This is a genomic window from Paracoccus jiaweipingae (assembly GCF_044335505.1).
GTDB lineage: Bacteria > Pseudomonadota > Alphaproteobacteria > Rhodobacterales > Rhodobacteraceae > Paracoccus.
In genome coordinates, this window is record NZ_JBISBS010000001.1 from 329,963 (window position 1) to 346,369 (window position 16,407).

The window sequence follows — 16,407 nt, forward strand, 5'->3', positions numbered from 1 at the left end:
GATGACATTGACCCAAATCAAGACCCACCCTGAACAGGGGCAGGCACCCTGTCTGTCGCAGCCCGATTGCGCCGACTGCCCGATCCGCTATCGGGCGGTCTGTTCGACCTGCGAGGCGATCGAGCTTGAGCGGCTGGAACAGGTCAAGTTCCATCGCAGCTATGAGGCCGGTCAGGTGATCGCCTGGGCCGGGGACCGGATGGATTTCGTCGCCTCGGTCATGTCGGGCGTCGCTAGCCTCACCCAGACGCTTGAGGACGGGCGCACCCAGATGGTCGGCCTGTTGCTGCCATCCGATTTTCTGGGTCGTCCGGGGCGTGACCGGGTGCTGTATACTGTCACCGCGATCAGCGATGTCACCCTGTGCTGTTTCCGCCGCACCCCGTTCGAGCAACTGATGGGCACCACCCCCAAGATCGGCGCGCGTTTGCTGGAAATGACCCTGGACGAACTGGACGCCGCGCGTGAATGGATGCTGGTGCTTGGCCGCAAATCCGCGCGCGAGAAAATCGCCTCGTTCCTGGCGATCCTGATGCGTCGCGGGCTGGGGCTTGGCCCCCGGATGCCCGAGGGGCGGATCGAATTCGACCTGCCGCTGACGCGCGAGGCGATGGCCGATTATCTGGGACTGACGCTGGAAACGGTCAGCCGCCAGATCTCGGGTCTGAAACGTGACGGGATCATCCAGTTGGGCGGCAAGCGCCATGTCACCGTCCCCGATTTCGCGGCGCTGGTCGCGGAAAGCGGCGATGACAACGATGGCGGAATGCCGTTCTGAGGGCAGGCAGCCGCGCCCCCGGCGCTGTGCCCCTTTTGGCGGATATGTGCTGCGCGGGTGCTGTTACCCGAACTGGCCCCGGCCAGCGCTGCCACGGGGGGGGGGGGCCTGTCAAAGCATAAGGCTGTTGCTTGGGGCCGTGTCGCGGTTGCGGTCAGGCGCCGGTTGCGCTGTCGATGGCCGCTATGGCCCGGTGCGCGGATGGGTGTGGCGGGGGTGCAGACCGGGCAGGCACGGCATCAGCCGCAACAGCGGACCGTTTCGTCCCTGCGTGGTGCAGAAAAGGCGGCTTGCGGGCGGACCGGGATGCTGCGATCCGCACCCGTGCCGGACGCGGGGCGCCGCCCGCAGGCCCGACCGGGGCGCCGGGGTGACGCCCGCGCGGTGTGACAGGCGGGGCCACCGTCGCGCCCCCGCCATGAATGTGGCGCTGCCGGTCAGCGTGCCATCAGCACCGGAATATTGGTCTTTTCCAGCATGTTGCGGGTTGCCCCGCCCAGAATTGCCTCGCGGAAGCGGGAATGGCCATAGGCGCCCATGACCATCATATCGGCCCCGGTTTCCACGGCGCGGCGCGACAGGATGTCACTGATCTGCGGCTGGGTGCGCGCCAGCACCGCGATTTCCACATTGACGCCGTGGCGCGTCAGCATCTGGCACAGCGCCCCGCCGGGGTCCGAGCGTTCCGGCCCGTGCGGCGAAGGGTCGACCACGGTGATTTCCACCGCCTGCGCCTTTTTCAGCAGCGGCAGCGCCCGGCGCACGGCGGTCATGGCCTCTTCCGACTGGTTCCAGGCGATCATGACCCGTTGCCCCAGCGTTTGCGGCAGGCCGCTGTCGGGGACGATCAGAACCGGGCAGGACCCCTCGAACAGGGCGGCCTCGGTCACGGCCTCGGCGTCGGGGGTGGCGTTGTCGCCATAGGGCCGGGTCAGCACGACAAGGTCGGAAAACCGCGCCCGCATCCCGATCAGCGTCGACAGCCCGCCAACCTGCGCCACGGCCGATTCCACACCCCAGCGGATGTCGCTGTTGTCAAGACGCGCGCGAACGGTTTTTTCCAGTGCCTCGGCACTTTCCATCGCGCGGTCGATGCTTTCCTGAAACACATAGGCCGACGCGCCGGCATAGTAATAGCCGGTCTGCGAATGATCGACCCCAAGGCAGAACACATCCAGATGCGCGCCCTCGCGCTGTGCCATTGCGATGGCGGCCTCAAGCTGGGGCATCTGGGCCTCGGCTGTCAGCACGGTCAGGATGGATTTATAGCCCATGTCAAATTCCTTTCAAACGACGGCACCCAGTGCGACATAGTGTCCGCGTGGTGACAAGATAGGCCTTATCTGATCACGAGAGATTGACCCAGATCAAAGATTGTCCCACCCCCATAAGACTAATGCAAGGACAGGCCCCGCCGCGCGCGTAAGCGATTCGGCGCGCTTGGCCGCATGAAAAGGGACACGAGACAAATGTGGGATACCATCAAGCTGATCGTGCTAGGGGTGATCGCGGTTCTCGCCGCCATCGCCGCTAACTATGCACGGGATCTGGCCTATATGGTCAACGCCGTGACCGTGATGGTCGCGGCTGCGCTGGCATTCATCTGGGTGCTGCGCCATATGGACGAGCCGCGCGTTGCGGGGATCGAGAACGAATATCTGGACGGCGTCGTGCGCGCCGGCGTCATCGCGACGACCTTCTGGGGCATCGTGGGCTTTCTGGTGGGTGTGGTTGCCGCGCTGCAACTGGCCTATCCGGCGCTGAACATGTCCGAGCTGCTGCACGGCTATGCCAATTTCGGCAAGGTTCGCCCGCTGCACACCAGCGCGGTGATCTTCGCGTTCGGCGGCAACGCCCTGATCGCGACCTCGTTCTATGTCGTTCAGCGCACCTGCGCGGCGCGGCTGTGGGGTGGTAACCTGGCGTGGTTCGTGTTCTGGGGCTATCAGCTGGTGATCGTGCTGGCCGCGACCGGCTATATTCTGGGGGCCACCCAGTCCAAGGAATATGCCGAGCCGGAATGGTATGTCGACTGGTGGCTGACCATCGTCTGGGTCGCCTATCTGGCCGTGTTCATGGGCACCATCATGAAACGCCGCGAGCCGCATATCTATGTCGCCAACTGGTTCTATCTGGCCTTCATCATCACCATCGCCATGTTGCATATCGTCAATAACCTGGCGGTTCCGGTCAGCGTGTTCGGGTCGAAATCGGTTCAGCTGTTCGCCGGTGTGCAGGATGCCATGACGCAATGGTGGTATGGCCACAACGCCGTGGGCTTTTTCCTGACCGCGGGCTTTCTGGGCATGATGTATTACTTCATCCCCAAACAGGCCGAACGTCCGGTTTATTCCTATAAACTGTCGATCATTCACTTCTGGGCGCTGATCTTCCTGTATATCTGGGCCGGTCCGCACCACCTGCACTATACCGCGTTGCCTGACTGGGCCAGCACGCTGGGGATGGTGTTCTCGATCATGCTGTGGATGCCCTCGTGGGGGGGGATGATCAACGGCCTGATGACCCTGTCGGGGGCCTGGGACAAGCTGCGCACCGACCCGATCATCCGCATGATGGTTGTGGCCGTGGGCTTTTACGGCATGGCGACCTTTGAAGGGCCGATGATGTCGATCAAGGCCGTCAACAGCCTGTCGCATTACACCGACTGGACCATCGGTCACGTCCATTCCGGCGCGCTGGGCTGGAACGGGATGATCACCTTCGGGGCGCTGTATTATCTGGTGCCGCGTCTGTGGGGCCGTGACCGCCTGTATTCGACCACGCTGGTGTCGTGGCACTTCTGGCTGGCGACCATCGGCATCGTGCTTTACGCCGCTGCCATGTGGGTGTCGGGCATCATGGAGGGCCTGATGTGGCGCGAGGTCGACACCCATGGCTTCCTTGTGAACGCCTTCGTCGACACCGTGATCGCGAAACACCCGATGCTGGTGGTGCGTGCGCTGGGTGGCGTGCTGTATCTCACCGGTGGGCTGATCATGGCCTATAACCTGTGGGCGACCGTCGCAAAGCAACCGCGCGTGGCCTCGACCACCGTTGCCGTGCCGGCCGAATAAAGGGGGATCTGACACAATGGCTATTCTTGAAAAGCACAAGATCCTTGAAAAGAACGCGACCCTGCTGATGGTGGGGTCGCTGCTGGTGGTGTCCATCGGCGGCATCGTGGAAATCGCGCCGCTGTTCTATCTGGAAAACACCATCGAGAAGGTGGAAGGGGTGCGCCCCTATACCCCGCTGGAGCTGACCGGCCGCGACATTTATGTCCGCGAGGGCTGCTATGTCTGCCACAGCCAGATGATCCGCCCGATGCGCGACGAAGATGCGCGTTACGGCCATTACAGCCTGGCGGCGGAATCGATGTATGACCACCCGTTCCAGTGGGGGTCCAAGCGGACCGGGCCGGATCTGGCCCGTGTTGGCGGTCGCTATTCGGATGAATGGCACATCGACCACCTGACCGATCCGCAATCGGTTGTGCCCGGCTCGATCATGCCGAAATACGGTTTCCTCAAGAACCGCATGATCACGCCCGAGCATATCGAGCAGCGGCTGAAAACCGATACCATCGTCGGCGTGCCCTACACGCAGGAGATGATCACCGAAGCCAAGCTGGATTTCGCGGTTCAGGCAAACCCGGACGAGGACGCGGAAGGTCTTCAGACCCGCTATCCCGGCGCCAAGCAGTCGAATTACGACCGCGAGCCCGGCATATCGGAGATGGACGCCCTGATCGCCTATCTTCAGGTGCTGGGAACGATGGTCGATTTCTCGACCTTCGAGCCTGACCCGAACCGGTAAGAGGTGGGCGGAATGGATACCTATTCCCTCCTGCGACAGATCGCCGACAGCTGGGTCATGCTGGCCCTGCTGCTGGTCTTCGTGGGTGTGATCCTGTTCGTCTGGCGCCCCGGTGCGCGCCGGATGCAACAGGATGCCGCCGAAAGCATCTTCCGCAACGAGAAACGCCCCGCGCCAGCGGATGAAAAGGAGGCCGAGTGATGGCCGAGAAAGACGAAACCACCGACCCCAGCAACCCGGACAACAAGATCAGTCTGGAACGTCAGGCGGCAGACCGCGAGCATCAGGCAGATATCGCCAAGCACCCGCTGAAGGCCCCCGGCGAAACCCCTGCCGATGCGCGCGCGCGCACCGTCGGTCGCAAAAAGATGCAGACCCGCGCCGGCCGCAAGGTCGTCGAGGTGCCCTCGACCGGGCACAGCTGGGACGGCATTCAGGAATATGACAACCCGCTGCCGCGCTGGTGGCTGTGGACCTTTTATGTCTGCATCATCTGGGCTGTCGGCTATACCATCGCCTATCCGGCATGGCCGCTGATCTCGGGCGTGACGCAGGGGGTGTTGAAGACGAACTATCGCAAGGACGTCGCCAACGAGATTGCCCGCTATGACGCGGCCAACGCCCCGATTCAGGCCAAGCTGACCGGCGTGGCGCTGGATGACATCGCCAAGGACCCGGACTTGCAGGGTTATGCGCAAAATGCCGGCAAGGCCGTGTTCCAGACCTGGTGCGCACAATGCCACGGGGCCGGGGCCGGTGGTGCCAAGGGCTATCCCAACCTGCGCGACGATGACTGGCTGTGGGGCGGGACGCTGGATGACATCCACACCACCATCACCCACGGCATCCGCAACACCGAAGACCCCGATGCCCGCTATTCGGAAATGCCGCGTTTCGGCACCGACGAATTGCTGGACAAGGACCAGATCCGTCAGGTCTCGGCCTATGTGCTGTCGCTGTCGGGCGAACCCCATGACGCGGCGCTGGCCAGCGAAGGGGAAACGGTGTTCGCGGAAAACTGTGCAAGCTGCCACGCCGAGGACGGCACGGGCGACCGCGCGCAGGGCGCGCCGAACCTGACCGACCATGTCTGGCTGTATGCGCAGGACAACAAGCCTGACATGGCGATGCTGACCGATCTTATCTCGAAGGGGCCGTTCGGCGTGATGCCTGCCTGGCACACCCGCCTGTCCGAGGCCGAGATCCGTTCGGTGGCGTCCTATGTCCACAGCTTGGGTGGCGGCGAATAAATCGCCCCGCCTGACAGATCCGGCCAGTGCCTGCACTGTCCGGGTGCCGCCGGCCCCTCGTCCTGTTCGCGCGTTTCCAGAGGGGCCGGCGCGCTTATCCTAAAGCGCGCGCTGGCGGGGCGAAAGCCCCGTTTGCCTTGATGATGGTCAAGGCGTGTCCAACCTGCGACATTACGCCCCCATGATTGCAAGAAACGCGATATATATAAGGGGCAGGTGCCGAGGTTGATGCAGGTCAATCATTTCTTCATTATTTGGCCGTAAACTTCGACCCGCGAACAGATTTCTTTCAGGCAGGAGCAAGCCAATGGCGACCCATGATGTCGACCCGCCAAGCCTTTATGCCAAACGCGAACCGATCTTCCCAAGGCGTGTCAGCGGGACATTTCGAAACCTGAAATGGTTGATCATGGCGGTGACGCTGGGGGTATATTACCTGACCCCGTGGATTCGCTGGGACCGTGGGCCGGGGATGCCTGATCAGGCGGTTCTGGTCGATCTGGCCAATCGCCGTTTCTTCATGTTCTGGATCGAGATCTGGCCCCACGAATTCTATTTCGTCGCCGGCCTGCTGGTGATGGCTGGCCTTGGGCTGTTTTTGTTCACCTCGGCGCTGGGGCGGGTCTGGTGCGGCTATACCTGCCCGCAGACGGTGTGGACCGACCTTTATATTCTGGTCGAACGCTGGGTCGAGGGTGACCGCAACAACCGCATCCGCCTGTATCGCCAGAAATGGGACCTGACCAAGATCCGCCTGCGGCTGACCAAATGGCTGTTGTGGCTGCTGATCGCGGTGGCGACCGGCGGGGCATGGGTGTTCTATTTCACCGACGCGCCGACGCTGCTGAAGAACCTTGTCACCGGTCAGGCGCATCCCATCGCCTATACCACCATTGCGGTGATGACGGCGACGACCTTCCTGTTCGGCGGCTTTGCCCGCGAACAGATCTGTATCTATGCCTGTCCGTGGCCGCGTATTCAGGGCGCCATGATGGACGAGGACACGCTGACCGTCGCCTATCGCGAATGGCGTGGTGAACCCCGCGGCAAGATCGGCAAGAATGAACTGACCAAGTCCGAGGGCGGGGAAAAGGGCGATTGCATCGACTGTATGGCCTGCGTCAATGTCTGCCCGATGGGCATCGACATCCGCGACGGTCAGCAGCTGGAATGCATTACCTGCGCCTTGTGCATCGACGCCTGCGATGAGATCATGGAAAAGATCGGCAAGCCGCGCGGGCTGATCGACTATATGGCGTTGCGTGACGAAAATGCCGAAAAGATCGGGCACGAGGGCAAGTCGCTGCTGCGCCACGTCCTGCGCCCGCGCACCCTGCTGTATTTCACCCTGTGGGCCGGTATCGGTGTGGCGCTGGTGGTGGCGCTGTTCATGCGCTCGCCTTTCGACCTGACCGTGGCGCCGATCCGCAACCCGCTTTACGTCACCATGTCGGATGGCTCGATCCGCAACGCCTATGACCTGCGGCTGCGCAACAAACAGCACGAAGAACGCACCTTCCAGATCGGCGTGACCGATTCGTCGGGGCAGGTGCCCGAAGGCGTGACCCTGACGGTCGAGGGTAAACCCGCCGACCGGGTGCAGGTGCCGGCTGACAAGCTGGGGCTGGAAAGCATCTTCCTGACCGCCCGCCCCGACAGCCCGCTGGCCAGCCGCGAAAGCAGCGAGTTGACCTTCTGGGTCACCGATGTCACCGATGGCCAGAAAGGGTCCGTGGCCTCGGTATTCCACGGGCGCAAATAAAAGGGGGCGGGCATGGCGCGCGAACTGACCGGCAAGCATGTTCTGGCAATCACGGTGGCGGCTTTTGGCACCATCATCGCCGTCAATCTGGTGATGGCCTTCAAGGCCGTGGGCACTTTCCCGGGGCTTGAGGTCGCCAATTCCTATGTCGCCTCGCAAAATTTCGACCGCGAGCGGGCGGCACAGACCGCGCTTGGCTGGACCGTGACCCCGGATTATCAGGCCGGGGCGCAGGAACTGGTCCTGACGATCACGGATCGGCAGGGCAACCCGGTTCAGGTTCGTGACCTTGATGTGGTCATTGGCCGCCCGACCCATGTGCGCCAGGATCTGCACCCCGAATTCCGCTTTGTCGACGGCACCTATCGGGCGCCGCTGGCGCTGGAACCGGGGCGCTGGAATATCCACGTCACGGCAAAGGCGGCTGACGGCACCGCCTTCCGCCAGCGCATCGACCATTACCACGGCGCCCGCGTGCCGGGGTGATGCGATGACGGACAACCCGGCCCCCGCCTATGGCCCGCGCATCAGCGCCTGCCCGGCCTGCGACGCTGCACCCCTGGCCGCGGGCATGGCGCAGCAGGCGGTGGGGCGCGACGACCTGATCCTGTCGCTGCCGGGGGTGCATTGCGCCGCCTGTATCGCGGATGTCGAAGGTGCGCTGCGCAAGCATCCCGATGTGCGCGCGGCGCGGGTCAACCTGACGCTGCGCCGCGTCACGGTCGACGCACCGGGCCTTGAAGCGGCGGACCTGATCCCGCTGATCGAATCCGTGGGCTATGAGGCGCACGAACTTGACCCCGCCGCCCTGACCGCGACCGCCGCCGACCGGCAGGGCCGCGACATCCTGATGCGCATCGGCGTGTCGGGGTTTGCGATGATGAATATCATGATCCTCTCGGTCGCGGTCTGGTCGGGGGCGGATGCCAATACCCGCGACATGTTCCACCTGATTTCGGGCGCGATCGCCGTGCCGACGGTGGCCTTTGCCGGCCAGCCTTTCTTTGCCAACGCCTGGCGCAGCCTGCGTGTGGGCCGGCTGGGGATGGATGTGCCGATCTCGCTGGCGCTGATTCTGGCGACGGCGATTTCGCTGTTTGAGACCCTGCAATCGGGCCGCCACGCCTATTTCGACGCGGCGGTGATGCTGTGTTTTTTCCTGCTGGTCGGGCGCTATCTTGACTATCGCACCCGCGCCGTGGCGCGCTCTGCCGCCGAGGAGCTGACCGCGCTGGAGGTGCCGCGCGCCATCCGCCTGACCGACAGTGGCGCGGAACAGACCGTATCGGTGGCCGATCTGCGGCCCGGTGATCTGATCCGCATCCGGCCGGGCAACCGTGTCGCCGCCGATGGCGAGGTGGTCGAGGGCTGGTCCGAAATGGACCGATCCGTGCTGACCGGTGAAAGCCAGCCGGTGCAGGCCGGGCCGGGCATGGCCCTGTCCGCGGGCGAGGTTAACCTGACCGGCCCGCTGGTGCTGCGGGTCACGGCGGCAGGCCGCGACAGCAGCCTTGCACAATTGACGGCGCTGGTCGCGGCAGCTGAATCGGCGCGCACGAAATATACCTCGCTGGCCGAACGCGCCGCGCGGGCCTATGCGCCGACCGTGCATTTGCTGGCGCTGGGGTCGTTCATCGGCTGGTTCGCGCTGCGCCATGACTGGCAATATGCGCTGAATATCGCGGCGGCAGTGCTGATCATTACCTGCCCCTGCGCGCTGGGGCTGGCGGTGCCGGCGGTGGTCACGGCGGCCTCGGGGCGGCTGTTCCGCAAGGGGCTGCTGATCAAGGACGGCACCGCGCTGGAACGTCTGGCCGAGGTGGACACCGTGGTGTTCGACAAGACCGGCACGCTGACGCTGGGGGTGCCGCAACCGCTGGCGCTGGATGTGCTGGATGCGGGTCAGCAATCGCTGGCGCTGGCGCTGGCCGGGCTGTCTGACCACCCGCTGTCGCGCGGTCTGGCGGGGGCGTTGCGTCAGACCGGCGTGGCCGCCGCCCCCCTGACCGACGCGCGCGAACATCCCGGCCACGGGATCGAGGGGCGCTGGAACGGTCAGGTTGTTCGGCTGGGGCGGGCCGATTGGGTGGCGCCGGGCCAGCCGGTGGCTGGTGATGGTCTGACCCGCAGCTGGCTGCGCATCGGTCAGGACGACCCCGTCGCCATCGCCTTCGAGGACCGTCTGCGCCCCGGCGCGGCGGATTGCGTTGCGGCGTTGCAGGCGCAGGGGATGCGGGTGATGCTGCTGTCCGGTGACCGCGCCGATGTGGTCGCGGCGACGGCGGAACGTCTTGGTATCAGCGACTGGCTGGCCGGGGTGACGCCGATCGAAAAGGCCGCGCAGGTGGCAACGCTGGCGGGGCAGGGCGCGCATGTGCTGATGGTCGGGGACGGTCTGAACGACACCGCCGCGCTGGCCGGGGCGCATGTCTCGATCTCGCCTGCAACGGGGCTGGACGCGGCGCGCGTTGCCTCGGATGTGGTGCTGATGGGGCAGGGGCTGGACCCGGTCGCGGATGCCCTTGCCACCGCCCGCCGCGCGCGGCGCCGGATCAAGGAAAATTTTGCGATCTCGCTGGGATATAACGTCATCGCAGTGCCGTTTGCCATTCTGGGCTTTGCCACGCCGCTGCTGGCCGCCTTGGCGATGTCGTTCAGTTCGATTACCGTCACCCTGAACGCGCTGCGCCTGAAATAGGGCCGCAAGGGGGAAGCTGTGGAAATCATTGCCTATCTGATTCCGATCTCGCTGGGGCTGGGGGCGCTTGGGCTGGTGGCTTTCATCTGGTCACTGCGCACGCATCAGTTCGACGACCCCAAGGGCGATGCCGAACGCATCCTGACCGCCGAATGGGACGACCGCCCCGCACCGCGCGACGTGCCCCCTGACACCAAAGATTAAGGACAGCGTTTCCCGGTTTGGCTTGCCGCGCACCGGTTTCGAAAGGCGTGAAGCTGTTCTGATGCGCCGTTAATGTACAGGCGGTTGGGTCGCCCGACGTCGGCGCGCGGTGCGTATGGGGGGCTGCGGCAAGTTGTACCCCCATGATTGCAGCCATTCCGCGACCTTATGGCGCGGCTGACCCGTTCGACTTTCTCCTTAACCCAAGTGGGCTTAACGCCCGCCATATCCGGGGCTGGACCACCCCATCAGGCAAGCGTCTGTCAGGCTGTGCTGTTCCGCGAATGCGTGAACGCAGCATGAATGCGATGCGCGCTGCAGTTGGACGTGGGATGAAGGTCCCGGCGCAGCGCCGCCCCATTTGGCAAGCCGTGTCAGGCTTCGGCCGCCCCACACCCATCTGCCCCGCCTGATGCAAACGCGGCCCGTCCCAAGGGACAAGCCCCGCGGAGTTCCCGTGGCGCAAAGCCGTTGCAGACGTCGCGCGGTTACGGCCCGACGATGTTACAGCTTTGCTGACGGGCGCGCAGCCGGTCGCAGGCCAGTTGCGCATCGGCGCGGCTTAACCCGACAAAGCTGGCCTCCCACCCGCGCTTGGTGTTGCCGACATTGCGCAGGGCGCTGTCCAGCGTGGCGCTTTCCTGCAAGGCCGTTTTCAGCAACAGCTGTTCAGCCTGATGACGGGTGTTGAAATAACCCAGCGAAATGCCGTTATGCCGCCCGCCCGAGGAGGAGGCGCGTGACACGATCTCGGTCGCGGCGGGGGCCTCGGCATGGTCCATCGCCGCCAGAATGACCGTATCGGCGCGAGGTCGCGGTGCGGGTGACGCCGCCAGCGTCAGGGCTTGCGCGCTGGCCTGCGGCTGAGGGGGGAAAAGGCTCCCGTTAGGAGCGGCGCTGGCGGTCTGGGGTGCATCGGCGCGTCGTGGTGCGGGCGAAGGTCGCCCCGATTGCGCCAGTTGTGCGGCGCTGTCATCGGTGCGGTCGCCTTCCTCGACCTGAGGCGGGGGCGATACCACGGCCAGGGCGATGGTGCGACCGGGGCGGGGGCGCGGACGCAGACTTTGGCGCAGCGCGCCGGGGGTGACAGCGGCCTGTGCCACAGCATCGGCAATGGCCAGCGGCATGGTGCTGCCGCGCTGCGCGGGGGCGGCGACCGGGGGCACCGATTTGGCCAGAACGATCTGTTGCACCGGTTGCGGTTGCTGGCGGGCGACCTGAACCTTGCGCACCACCTTTTGTTTGGCCATGTATTGCTGCGGCTCGGGGCGGACCTCGCGCACGCGGTTGGGGGCGCGGCTGAAGCCGGCATCCAGCAATTCCGCCATGATGGCATTACGCTGTGCCGTCGATGCGCCGCCCATGACCGTGGCGACAATACGTTTCGACCCGCGCTGTGCCGAAGCCGTCAGGTTAAAGCCCGCCGCACGGGTATAGCCGGTCTTGATCCCGTCCGCCCCCTCATAGCTGTCAAGGAAGCGACGGTTGGTCGAGGACACCTTGGCCACGCCGGCATCCGCCGTGCGCCGCGAGAAGATGGAATAATATTGCGGGAAATCGTAAAACAGCCGCCGCCCCAGAATGGTCATGTCGCGGGCGGTCGAATAATGCCCGCTGGCCGTCAGGCCGTTGGCATTGCGAAACTGGCTGTTGCGCATCCCCAAAGCCCGTGCCATCGCGGTCATTTGCTGGGCAAAACGTTCCTCGGACCCGGCCAGCCCCTCGCCGATGACGGTCGCGGCGTCATTGGCCGATTTCACCGCCGCGGCGCGGATCAGGTAACGCAGTTCGATCCGCTGACCGGCGCGCAGCCCCAGCTTCGAGGGCGGTTGCGATGCCGCATGGGTCGAGACCAGAAACTTGGAATCCAGCCGCACCTGACCGCGTTCAATGGCGGTAAAGGCCATATACAGCGTCATCATCTTGGTCAGCGATGCCGGGTGCAGCTTGGTATCGGCGTTCTGGGAATGGATTTCGCGTCCTGTTCGGGCGTCCATCACGAAATCAGCGAAAGGCACCGCCATCGCCATGGCGGGCGCCAGAATGGAAAAAACCACCAGAAGTCCTGCACGGACGATATGCGCGATACCCAACACTGCCCCGACTCATCTGCCTGTATGATGGCGCGTCGTTAGTTTGCGCGCCTTTTGTTAATATTCCTATAATAGCACGATGATTCCCGCGCGGAAACGGGGAAGTTCTGCAATTTTGGTTAACGGGGCCGATCGGCGCGAACCCGCGCGGGGCTGACAAGATGCGCGGCACCCCCTATATAGGCTGCATATCCCAGTAGGACGGACCAACCAGCCGCATGACGGACCCTCGTGACGACGCCGAGCTTGGCGTCAAGACCAAGCCCCGGACCCAGCGCCCGCCCCTGTATAAGGTGCTGTTGCTGAATGACGACTTTACGCCGATGGAATTCGTGGTCCACATCCTTGAACGGCTGTTTGCCAAAACCCATGCCCAAGCCATTGAAATCATGCTGACCGTTCACAAAAAAGGCGTGGCGGTGGTCGGCATCTATTCCTATGAGGTGGCGGAAACCAAGGTCGCGCAGGTGATGGAACTGGCGCGCCGGTCGCAGCATCCGCTGCAATGCACGATGGAAAAGGAATAGACGTGGCACGTTCGCGATTGTCGCAGGTTTTTGATGCCCCGCCACAGGGGCAGGTGTTGCTGGTCGGGCCGGGCGCGGCCGAGGATCTGTCGATGTTCGATCCGGCCCGGACGGTGATCGTCCAGACCCGCCAGCCTGACCACCAGATGCTGGCGGCGCGCGGCTTTCGGGTGGTGACCGGCGATCCGGGACCGGCTGATCTGGCGGTTGTCTTCGTGCCACGCGCGCGCGATCTGGCGCGGGCGCGGGTGGCACAGGCGGCGGCCTGTCTGGCGCCGGGGGCGGCGCTGTGGATCGACGGGCAAAAGACCGATGGCGTCGACGCGCTGATCCGCGAATTGCGCCCACTGGCCGGGGTCGAGCCACCGCTGGCCGGCGCGCACGGCAAGCTGGCCCGCCTGACCGTGCCGCAGGGCGCGTGGCTGCCCGATGACTGGGCCGCGCGCCCGCAGCAGGTCGATGGGTTCCGCACCCTGCCGGGGGTGTTTTCCGCCGATGCGGTCGATGCCGGGTCCGCGATGCTGGCGGCGCATCTGCCCGACAAGATGCCGACCCGCGTCGTCGATCTGGGCGCTGGCTGGGGCTGGCTGTCGGCGCAGGTGCTGGCCCGCCCCGGCTGCGAGGCCCTGCATCTGGTCGAGGCCGATCACGACGCGCTGGATTGCGCACGCGCCAATATCACCGATCCGCGCGCCAGCTTTCACTGGGCCGACGCGCTGCGCTTTACCCTGCCCGAACCGGTGAACGGGGTGGTGATGAACCCGCCCTTCCATCAGGGCCGCCGTGCCGATCCGTCGCTTGGCGCGGGCTTTATCCGCAGCGCGGCAGGGCTGCTAACCGGCGCCGGGCGGCTGTGGATGGTTGCCAACCGGCATTTGCCCTATGAATCCGTGCTAAGCGATCACTTTGCGCAGGTCGAGGAAATTGGCGGCGACAGCCGGTTCAAGATCATCACCGCGACCGGTGCGGGCCGCAAGAAGAGGACGAGATGAGCTTTTCCATCCAGGGCCGCACGGCCATCGTCACCGGGGCGGCCACCGGGATTGGCCGCGCCATTGCCCTGCATCTGGCCGAACGCGGCGCCAATGTCATGTGCGCCGATGGCAATGATGCGGCGCTGACCGCTGATCTGGGCGAACGGCAGGAACACAGCGACCAGATCCGCTGTTTCGCCGCGGATATGAGCCAGCGCCTGTCGATGGCCAATCTGGTTTCGGCCACGCTGGACGCCTTTGACCGGGTCGATATTCTGGTCAACGCGCACCGGCTGGTCAAACCCAGCGACCCGCTGGATATGGATGGCGAACAACTGGAAGAAATGCTGCGCCAGAACATGATGGCCAGCCTGCGCCTGTCCCAGATCGTGGCTAAGCGGATGATCAAACAGGCCGCCAGCGACCCAGACGAGGACCGGCAGGCCGGGGCCATCGTCAACCTGACCACGCTGGCCGCGCAGCGCCCGCACCTGGCGTTGATGGGCTATTCCATCGCCTGCGCGGCGCTGGATCAGGCCACGCGCGGCTTGGCGCTGGCGCTGGCGCCGCACCGCATCCGGGTGAATGCCGTCGCTTTTGGCAGCGTCATGTCCGAGGAACTGCGCCTGCAACTGCGCGAACGTCCCGACCTGCGCGAGGCCATCCTTCAGGGCACGCCGATGGGCCGGATCGCCGCCGCGGACGAACTGGCGGAAATGGTGCATTACCTTGTCAGCCCGGCCTCGGCCTTTGTGACCGGGCAGGTCGTGAATGTCGATGGCGGGCGGTCACTGGCCGACGCGGTCAGCGCCCCGGTTTTCTGACGCCCCCGCGGCATTCGCGGTCATCGCCGGTCCCCGCGCCGCCCCTGTGGCGCGCGCCCGGTCGGGGCCGGGCAGATGTGGAAAACCGGCGGCTGGCCCGCCCGTTCCCGCCGGGCGGGGGGCAGGCGCTGTCAGTCCTCTTCGGGATAGGCTTTCTTGCAGGCCGCAATCGCGGCGGCGGCCTGTTTTTCCAGCCGCTTTTCGCGCGCGGCCAGATTGTCGCGCTTGCGGGTTTCGGCGGCGGGGTCGATGGGGACGCGGAACCGTTCGGTGTCGGTGACATCGCGCAGACAGGACCGCCAGATCACCACCGGCTTGCCGTCCTTGTCGGGCACCACATCGCGGCATTCGTCCCATTCGGTGCGGGTCACGCTGCGTTCCTGCCAGGCATAGCCACGGGCCAGATTGCCCTCGACCTCGGCCAGCAGGTTGCGCACCACGCGCAATTCGCGGGTGTTCTGGCGGATGCATTGTTCCTGCGGTGTGCCGCAAGCGGCCAGCAGGGCAAGGACGGGCAGGGACAGGATGATATTGCGGGACATGGGCGCGGCCTTTATCTGATGGCCAAAGACTAGGCGCGCGCCGCGTGCAAATCAATCACCATCGAAGGACAGCCCATGTTGATGCAGACCCAGCGCGAACAGGCCGCCACATGGTTTCGCAGCCTGCGCGACCAGATCGTCACCGCCTTCGAGGCGCTTGAGGACCGCGCCGCTGGCGACACCCCGGCAGGCCGGTTCGATGTCACCCCGACGACCCGCGAAAACGATGGCGGCGGCGGGCTGATGTCGGTCATGCGCGGCGGTCGCGTGTTTGAAAAAGTGGGGGTGAACTGGTCCGCGGTGCATGGCACGCTGGCCCCGGCGGCACAGGCCAGCATGGCCGCGCGCGGCGTGCCGGGGATTGCGGCCGACCCGCGCTTCTGGGCCAGCGGCATCAGCCTTGTGGCGCATATGCAAAACCCGCAGGCCCCGGCGGTGCATATGAACACGCGCATGTTCTGGACCCCCGGCGCATGGTGGTTCGGCGGTGGTGCCGACCTGAACCCCTGTATCGAATATGCGCAGGACACCGCGCATTTCCACGACACCCTGCGCGCCGCCTGTGACGCGCATGACCCCGACTATTACGACCGCTTCAAGGCCTGGGCGGACGAATATTTCTTTATCCCGCACCGGGGCCGGGCGCGCGGTGTGGGTGGGATCTTTTACGACGATCTGAACACCGGCAACTGGCAGGCCGATTTCGACTTTACGCGTGCTGTCGGTCAGGCCTTTCTGCCCGCCTTCCTGCCGCTGGCCGAGGCCCGCCACGCCCAGAACTGGGACGCCGCCGACAAGGACGCACAACTGATCCATCGCGGGCTGTATGCGGAATATAACCTTGTCTATGACCGCGGCACCAAATTCGGTCTGGCCACCGGCCATGACGCCAATGCCGTGCTGATGAGCCTGCCACCACTGGCGAAATGGGTCTGATCC

16 protein-coding genes are annotated in these 16,407 nt (G+C 64.9%); 13 read left to right on the plus strand and 3 right to left on the minus strand.

Going from position 1 to position 16,407, the window contains the following annotated elements:
* Nucleotide 1: 1 nt before the first annotated feature.
* The gene (gene fnrL, locus ACFXP9_RS01735) at nucleotides 2–778 is read left to right on the plus strand and encodes a transcriptional regulator FnrL (protein WP_397208085.1); all 777 of its coding nucleotides are present in this window, start codon (nucleotides 2–4) and stop codon (nucleotides 776–778) included.
* 437 nt (nucleotides 779–1,215) lie between these two features.
* Here fnrL and ACFXP9_RS01740 read toward each other — a convergent pair whose 3' ends face one another.
* Entirely contained in the window at nucleotides 1,216–2,052 is an 837-nt protein-coding gene (locus tag ACFXP9_RS01740; protein WP_397208086.1) for a universal stress protein, read from the minus strand.
* Nucleotides 2,053–2,247: 195 nt separating this feature from the next.
* On the opposite strand from ACFXP9_RS01740, the gene ccoN reads away from it, so the two are divergent.
* From ccoN to ccoS, 8 genes are all read left to right on the plus strand, one after another.
* The gene (gene ccoN, locus ACFXP9_RS01745) at nucleotides 2,248–3,852 is read left to right on the plus strand and encodes a cytochrome-c oxidase, cbb3-type subunit I (RefSeq protein ID WP_397208088.1); all 1,605 of its coding nucleotides are present in this window, start codon (nucleotides 2,248–2,250) and stop codon (nucleotides 3,850–3,852) included.
* A 16-nt stretch (nucleotides 3,853–3,868) separates the two neighbouring features.
* The gene (gene ccoO / locus ACFXP9_RS01750; RefSeq protein WP_397208089.1) at nucleotides 3,869–4,594 is read left to right on the plus strand and encodes a cytochrome-c oxidase, cbb3-type subunit II; all 726 of its coding nucleotides are present in this window, start codon (nucleotides 3,869–3,871) and stop codon (nucleotides 4,592–4,594) included.
* 12 nt (nucleotides 4,595–4,606) lie between these two features.
* The gene (locus tag ACFXP9_RS01755) at nucleotides 4,607–4,795 is read left to right on the plus strand and encodes a cbb3-type cytochrome c oxidase subunit 3 (RefSeq protein WP_397208091.1); all 189 of its coding nucleotides are present in this window, start codon (nucleotides 4,607–4,609) and stop codon (nucleotides 4,793–4,795) included.
* Nucleotides 4,795–5,844: a cytochrome-c oxidase, cbb3-type subunit III gene (gene ccoP / locus ACFXP9_RS01760; RefSeq protein WP_397208093.1), complete on the plus strand. Its 1,050-nt coding sequence runs from the start codon at nucleotides 4,795–4,797 to the stop codon at nucleotides 5,842–5,844. Before ACFXP9_RS01755 ends, ccoP begins: the two co-directional genes overlap by 1 nt.
* A 307-nt stretch (nucleotides 5,845–6,151) precedes the next feature.
* Entirely contained in the window at nucleotides 6,152–7,606 is a 1,455-nt protein-coding gene (ccoG, locus tag ACFXP9_RS01765) for a cytochrome c oxidase accessory protein CcoG (protein WP_397208095.1), read from the plus strand.
* Nucleotides 7,607–7,618: 12 nt separating this feature from the next.
* Nucleotides 7,619–8,092: a FixH family protein gene (locus ACFXP9_RS01770; protein WP_397208097.1), complete on the plus strand. Its 474-nt coding sequence runs from the start codon at nucleotides 7,619–7,621 to the stop codon at nucleotides 8,090–8,092.
* 4 nt (nucleotides 8,093–8,096) lie between these two features.
* Nucleotides 8,097–10,304 (plus strand): heavy metal translocating P-type ATPase, encoded by a 2,208-nt coding sequence (locus ACFXP9_RS01775; protein ID WP_397208099.1) that lies wholly within the window; start codon nucleotides 8,097–8,099, stop codon nucleotides 10,302–10,304.
* Between the two features lie 18 nt (nucleotides 10,305–10,322).
* A complete protein-coding gene (gene ccoS, locus ACFXP9_RS01780; RefSeq protein WP_397208101.1) occupies nucleotides 10,323–10,508 on the plus strand; it encodes a cbb3-type cytochrome oxidase assembly protein CcoS in 186 nt (61 codons plus the stop codon).
* 488 nt (nucleotides 10,509–10,996) lie between these two features.
* Here ccoS and ACFXP9_RS01785 read toward each other — a convergent pair whose 3' ends face one another.
* Nucleotides 10,997–12,565, minus strand: coding sequence for a D-alanyl-D-alanine carboxypeptidase family protein (locus ACFXP9_RS01785; RefSeq protein ID WP_397208103.1), 1,569 nt, complete (start codon nucleotides 12,563–12,565; stop codon nucleotides 10,997–10,999).
* Nucleotides 12,566–12,819: 254 nt separating this feature from the next.
* On the opposite strand from ACFXP9_RS01785, the gene clpS reads away from it, so the two are divergent.
* The 3 genes from clpS to ACFXP9_RS01800 are packed head-to-tail and all read left to right on the plus strand — an operon-like array spanning nucleotide 12,820 to nucleotide 14,926.
* Nucleotides 12,820–13,128, plus strand: a complete 309-nt coding sequence (gene clpS, locus ACFXP9_RS01790; RefSeq protein WP_397208105.1) for an ATP-dependent Clp protease adapter ClpS — start codon at nucleotides 12,820–12,822, stop codon at nucleotides 13,126–13,128.
* A gap of 2 nt (nucleotides 13,129–13,130) precedes the next feature.
* A complete protein-coding gene (locus tag ACFXP9_RS01795) occupies nucleotides 13,131–14,120 on the plus strand; it encodes a class I SAM-dependent methyltransferase (protein WP_397208106.1) in 990 nt (329 codons plus the stop codon).
* Nucleotides 14,117–14,926 carry an SDR family NAD(P)-dependent oxidoreductase gene (locus tag ACFXP9_RS01800; RefSeq protein WP_397209936.1) on the plus strand — a complete coding sequence of 270 codons (810 nt, stop codon included), beginning with the start codon at nucleotides 14,117–14,119 and terminating at the stop codon, nucleotides 14,924–14,926. The genes ACFXP9_RS01795 and ACFXP9_RS01800 overlap by 4 nt, the downstream gene beginning before the upstream one ends.
* 131 nt (nucleotides 14,927–15,057) lie before the next feature.
* On the opposite strand, the gene ACFXP9_RS01805 is transcribed toward ACFXP9_RS01800, so the two are convergent.
* Entirely contained in the window at nucleotides 15,058–15,468 is a 411-nt protein-coding gene (locus ACFXP9_RS01805) for a hypothetical protein (protein ID WP_397208110.1), read from the minus strand.
* 75 nt (nucleotides 15,469–15,543) lie between these two features.
* Here ACFXP9_RS01805 and hemF point away from each other — a divergent pair, with 75 nt between their 5' ends.
* On the plus strand, nucleotides 15,544–16,404 hold the full coding sequence (gene hemF / locus ACFXP9_RS01810; protein ID WP_397208112.1) for an oxygen-dependent coproporphyrinogen oxidase: 861 nt from the start codon (nucleotides 15,544–15,546) through the stop codon (nucleotides 16,402–16,404).
* Nucleotides 16,405–16,407 lie beyond the last annotated feature (3 nt).

Coding starts and splice junctions, on each gene's coding strand:
- ACFXP9_RS01740 (WP_397208086.1), bottom strand. CDS start 2,052: ATGGGCTATAAATCCATCCTGACCGTGCTGACAGCCGAGGCCCAGATG.
- ACFXP9_RS01775 (WP_397208099.1), top strand. CDS start 8,097: ATGACGGACAACCCGGCCCCCGCCTATGGCCCGCGCATCAGCGCCTGC.
- ACFXP9_RS01770 (WP_397208097.1), top strand. CDS start 7,619: ATGGCGCGCGAACTGACCGGCAAGCATGTTCTGGCAATCACGGTGGCG.
- clpS (WP_397208105.1), top strand. CDS start 12,820: ATGACGGACCCTCGTGACGACGCCGAGCTTGGCGTCAAGACCAAGCCC.
- hemF (WP_397208112.1), top strand. CDS start 15,544: ATGTTGATGCAGACCCAGCGCGAACAGGCCGCCACATGGTTTCGCAGC.
- ccoN (WP_397208088.1), top strand. CDS start 2,248: ATGTGGGATACCATCAAGCTGATCGTGCTAGGGGTGATCGCGGTTCTC.
- fnrL (WP_397208085.1), top strand. CDS start 2: ATGACATTGACCCAAATCAAGACCCACCCTGAACAGGGGCAGGCACCC.
- ccoO (WP_397208089.1), top strand. CDS start 3,869: ATGGCTATTCTTGAAAAGCACAAGATCCTTGAAAAGAACGCGACCCTG.
- ACFXP9_RS01805 (WP_397208110.1), bottom strand. CDS start 15,468: ATGTCCCGCAATATCATCCTGTCCCTGCCCGTCCTTGCCCTGCTGGCC.
- ACFXP9_RS01800 (WP_397209936.1), top strand. CDS start 14,117: ATGAGCTTTTCCATCCAGGGCCGCACGGCCATCGTCACCGGGGCGGCC.
- ccoP (WP_397208093.1), top strand. CDS start 4,795: ATGGCCGAGAAAGACGAAACCACCGACCCCAGCAACCCGGACAACAAG.
- ccoG (WP_397208095.1), top strand. CDS start 6,152: ATGGCGACCCATGATGTCGACCCGCCAAGCCTTTATGCCAAACGCGAA.
- ACFXP9_RS01755 (WP_397208091.1), top strand. CDS start 4,607: ATGGATACCTATTCCCTCCTGCGACAGATCGCCGACAGCTGGGTCATG.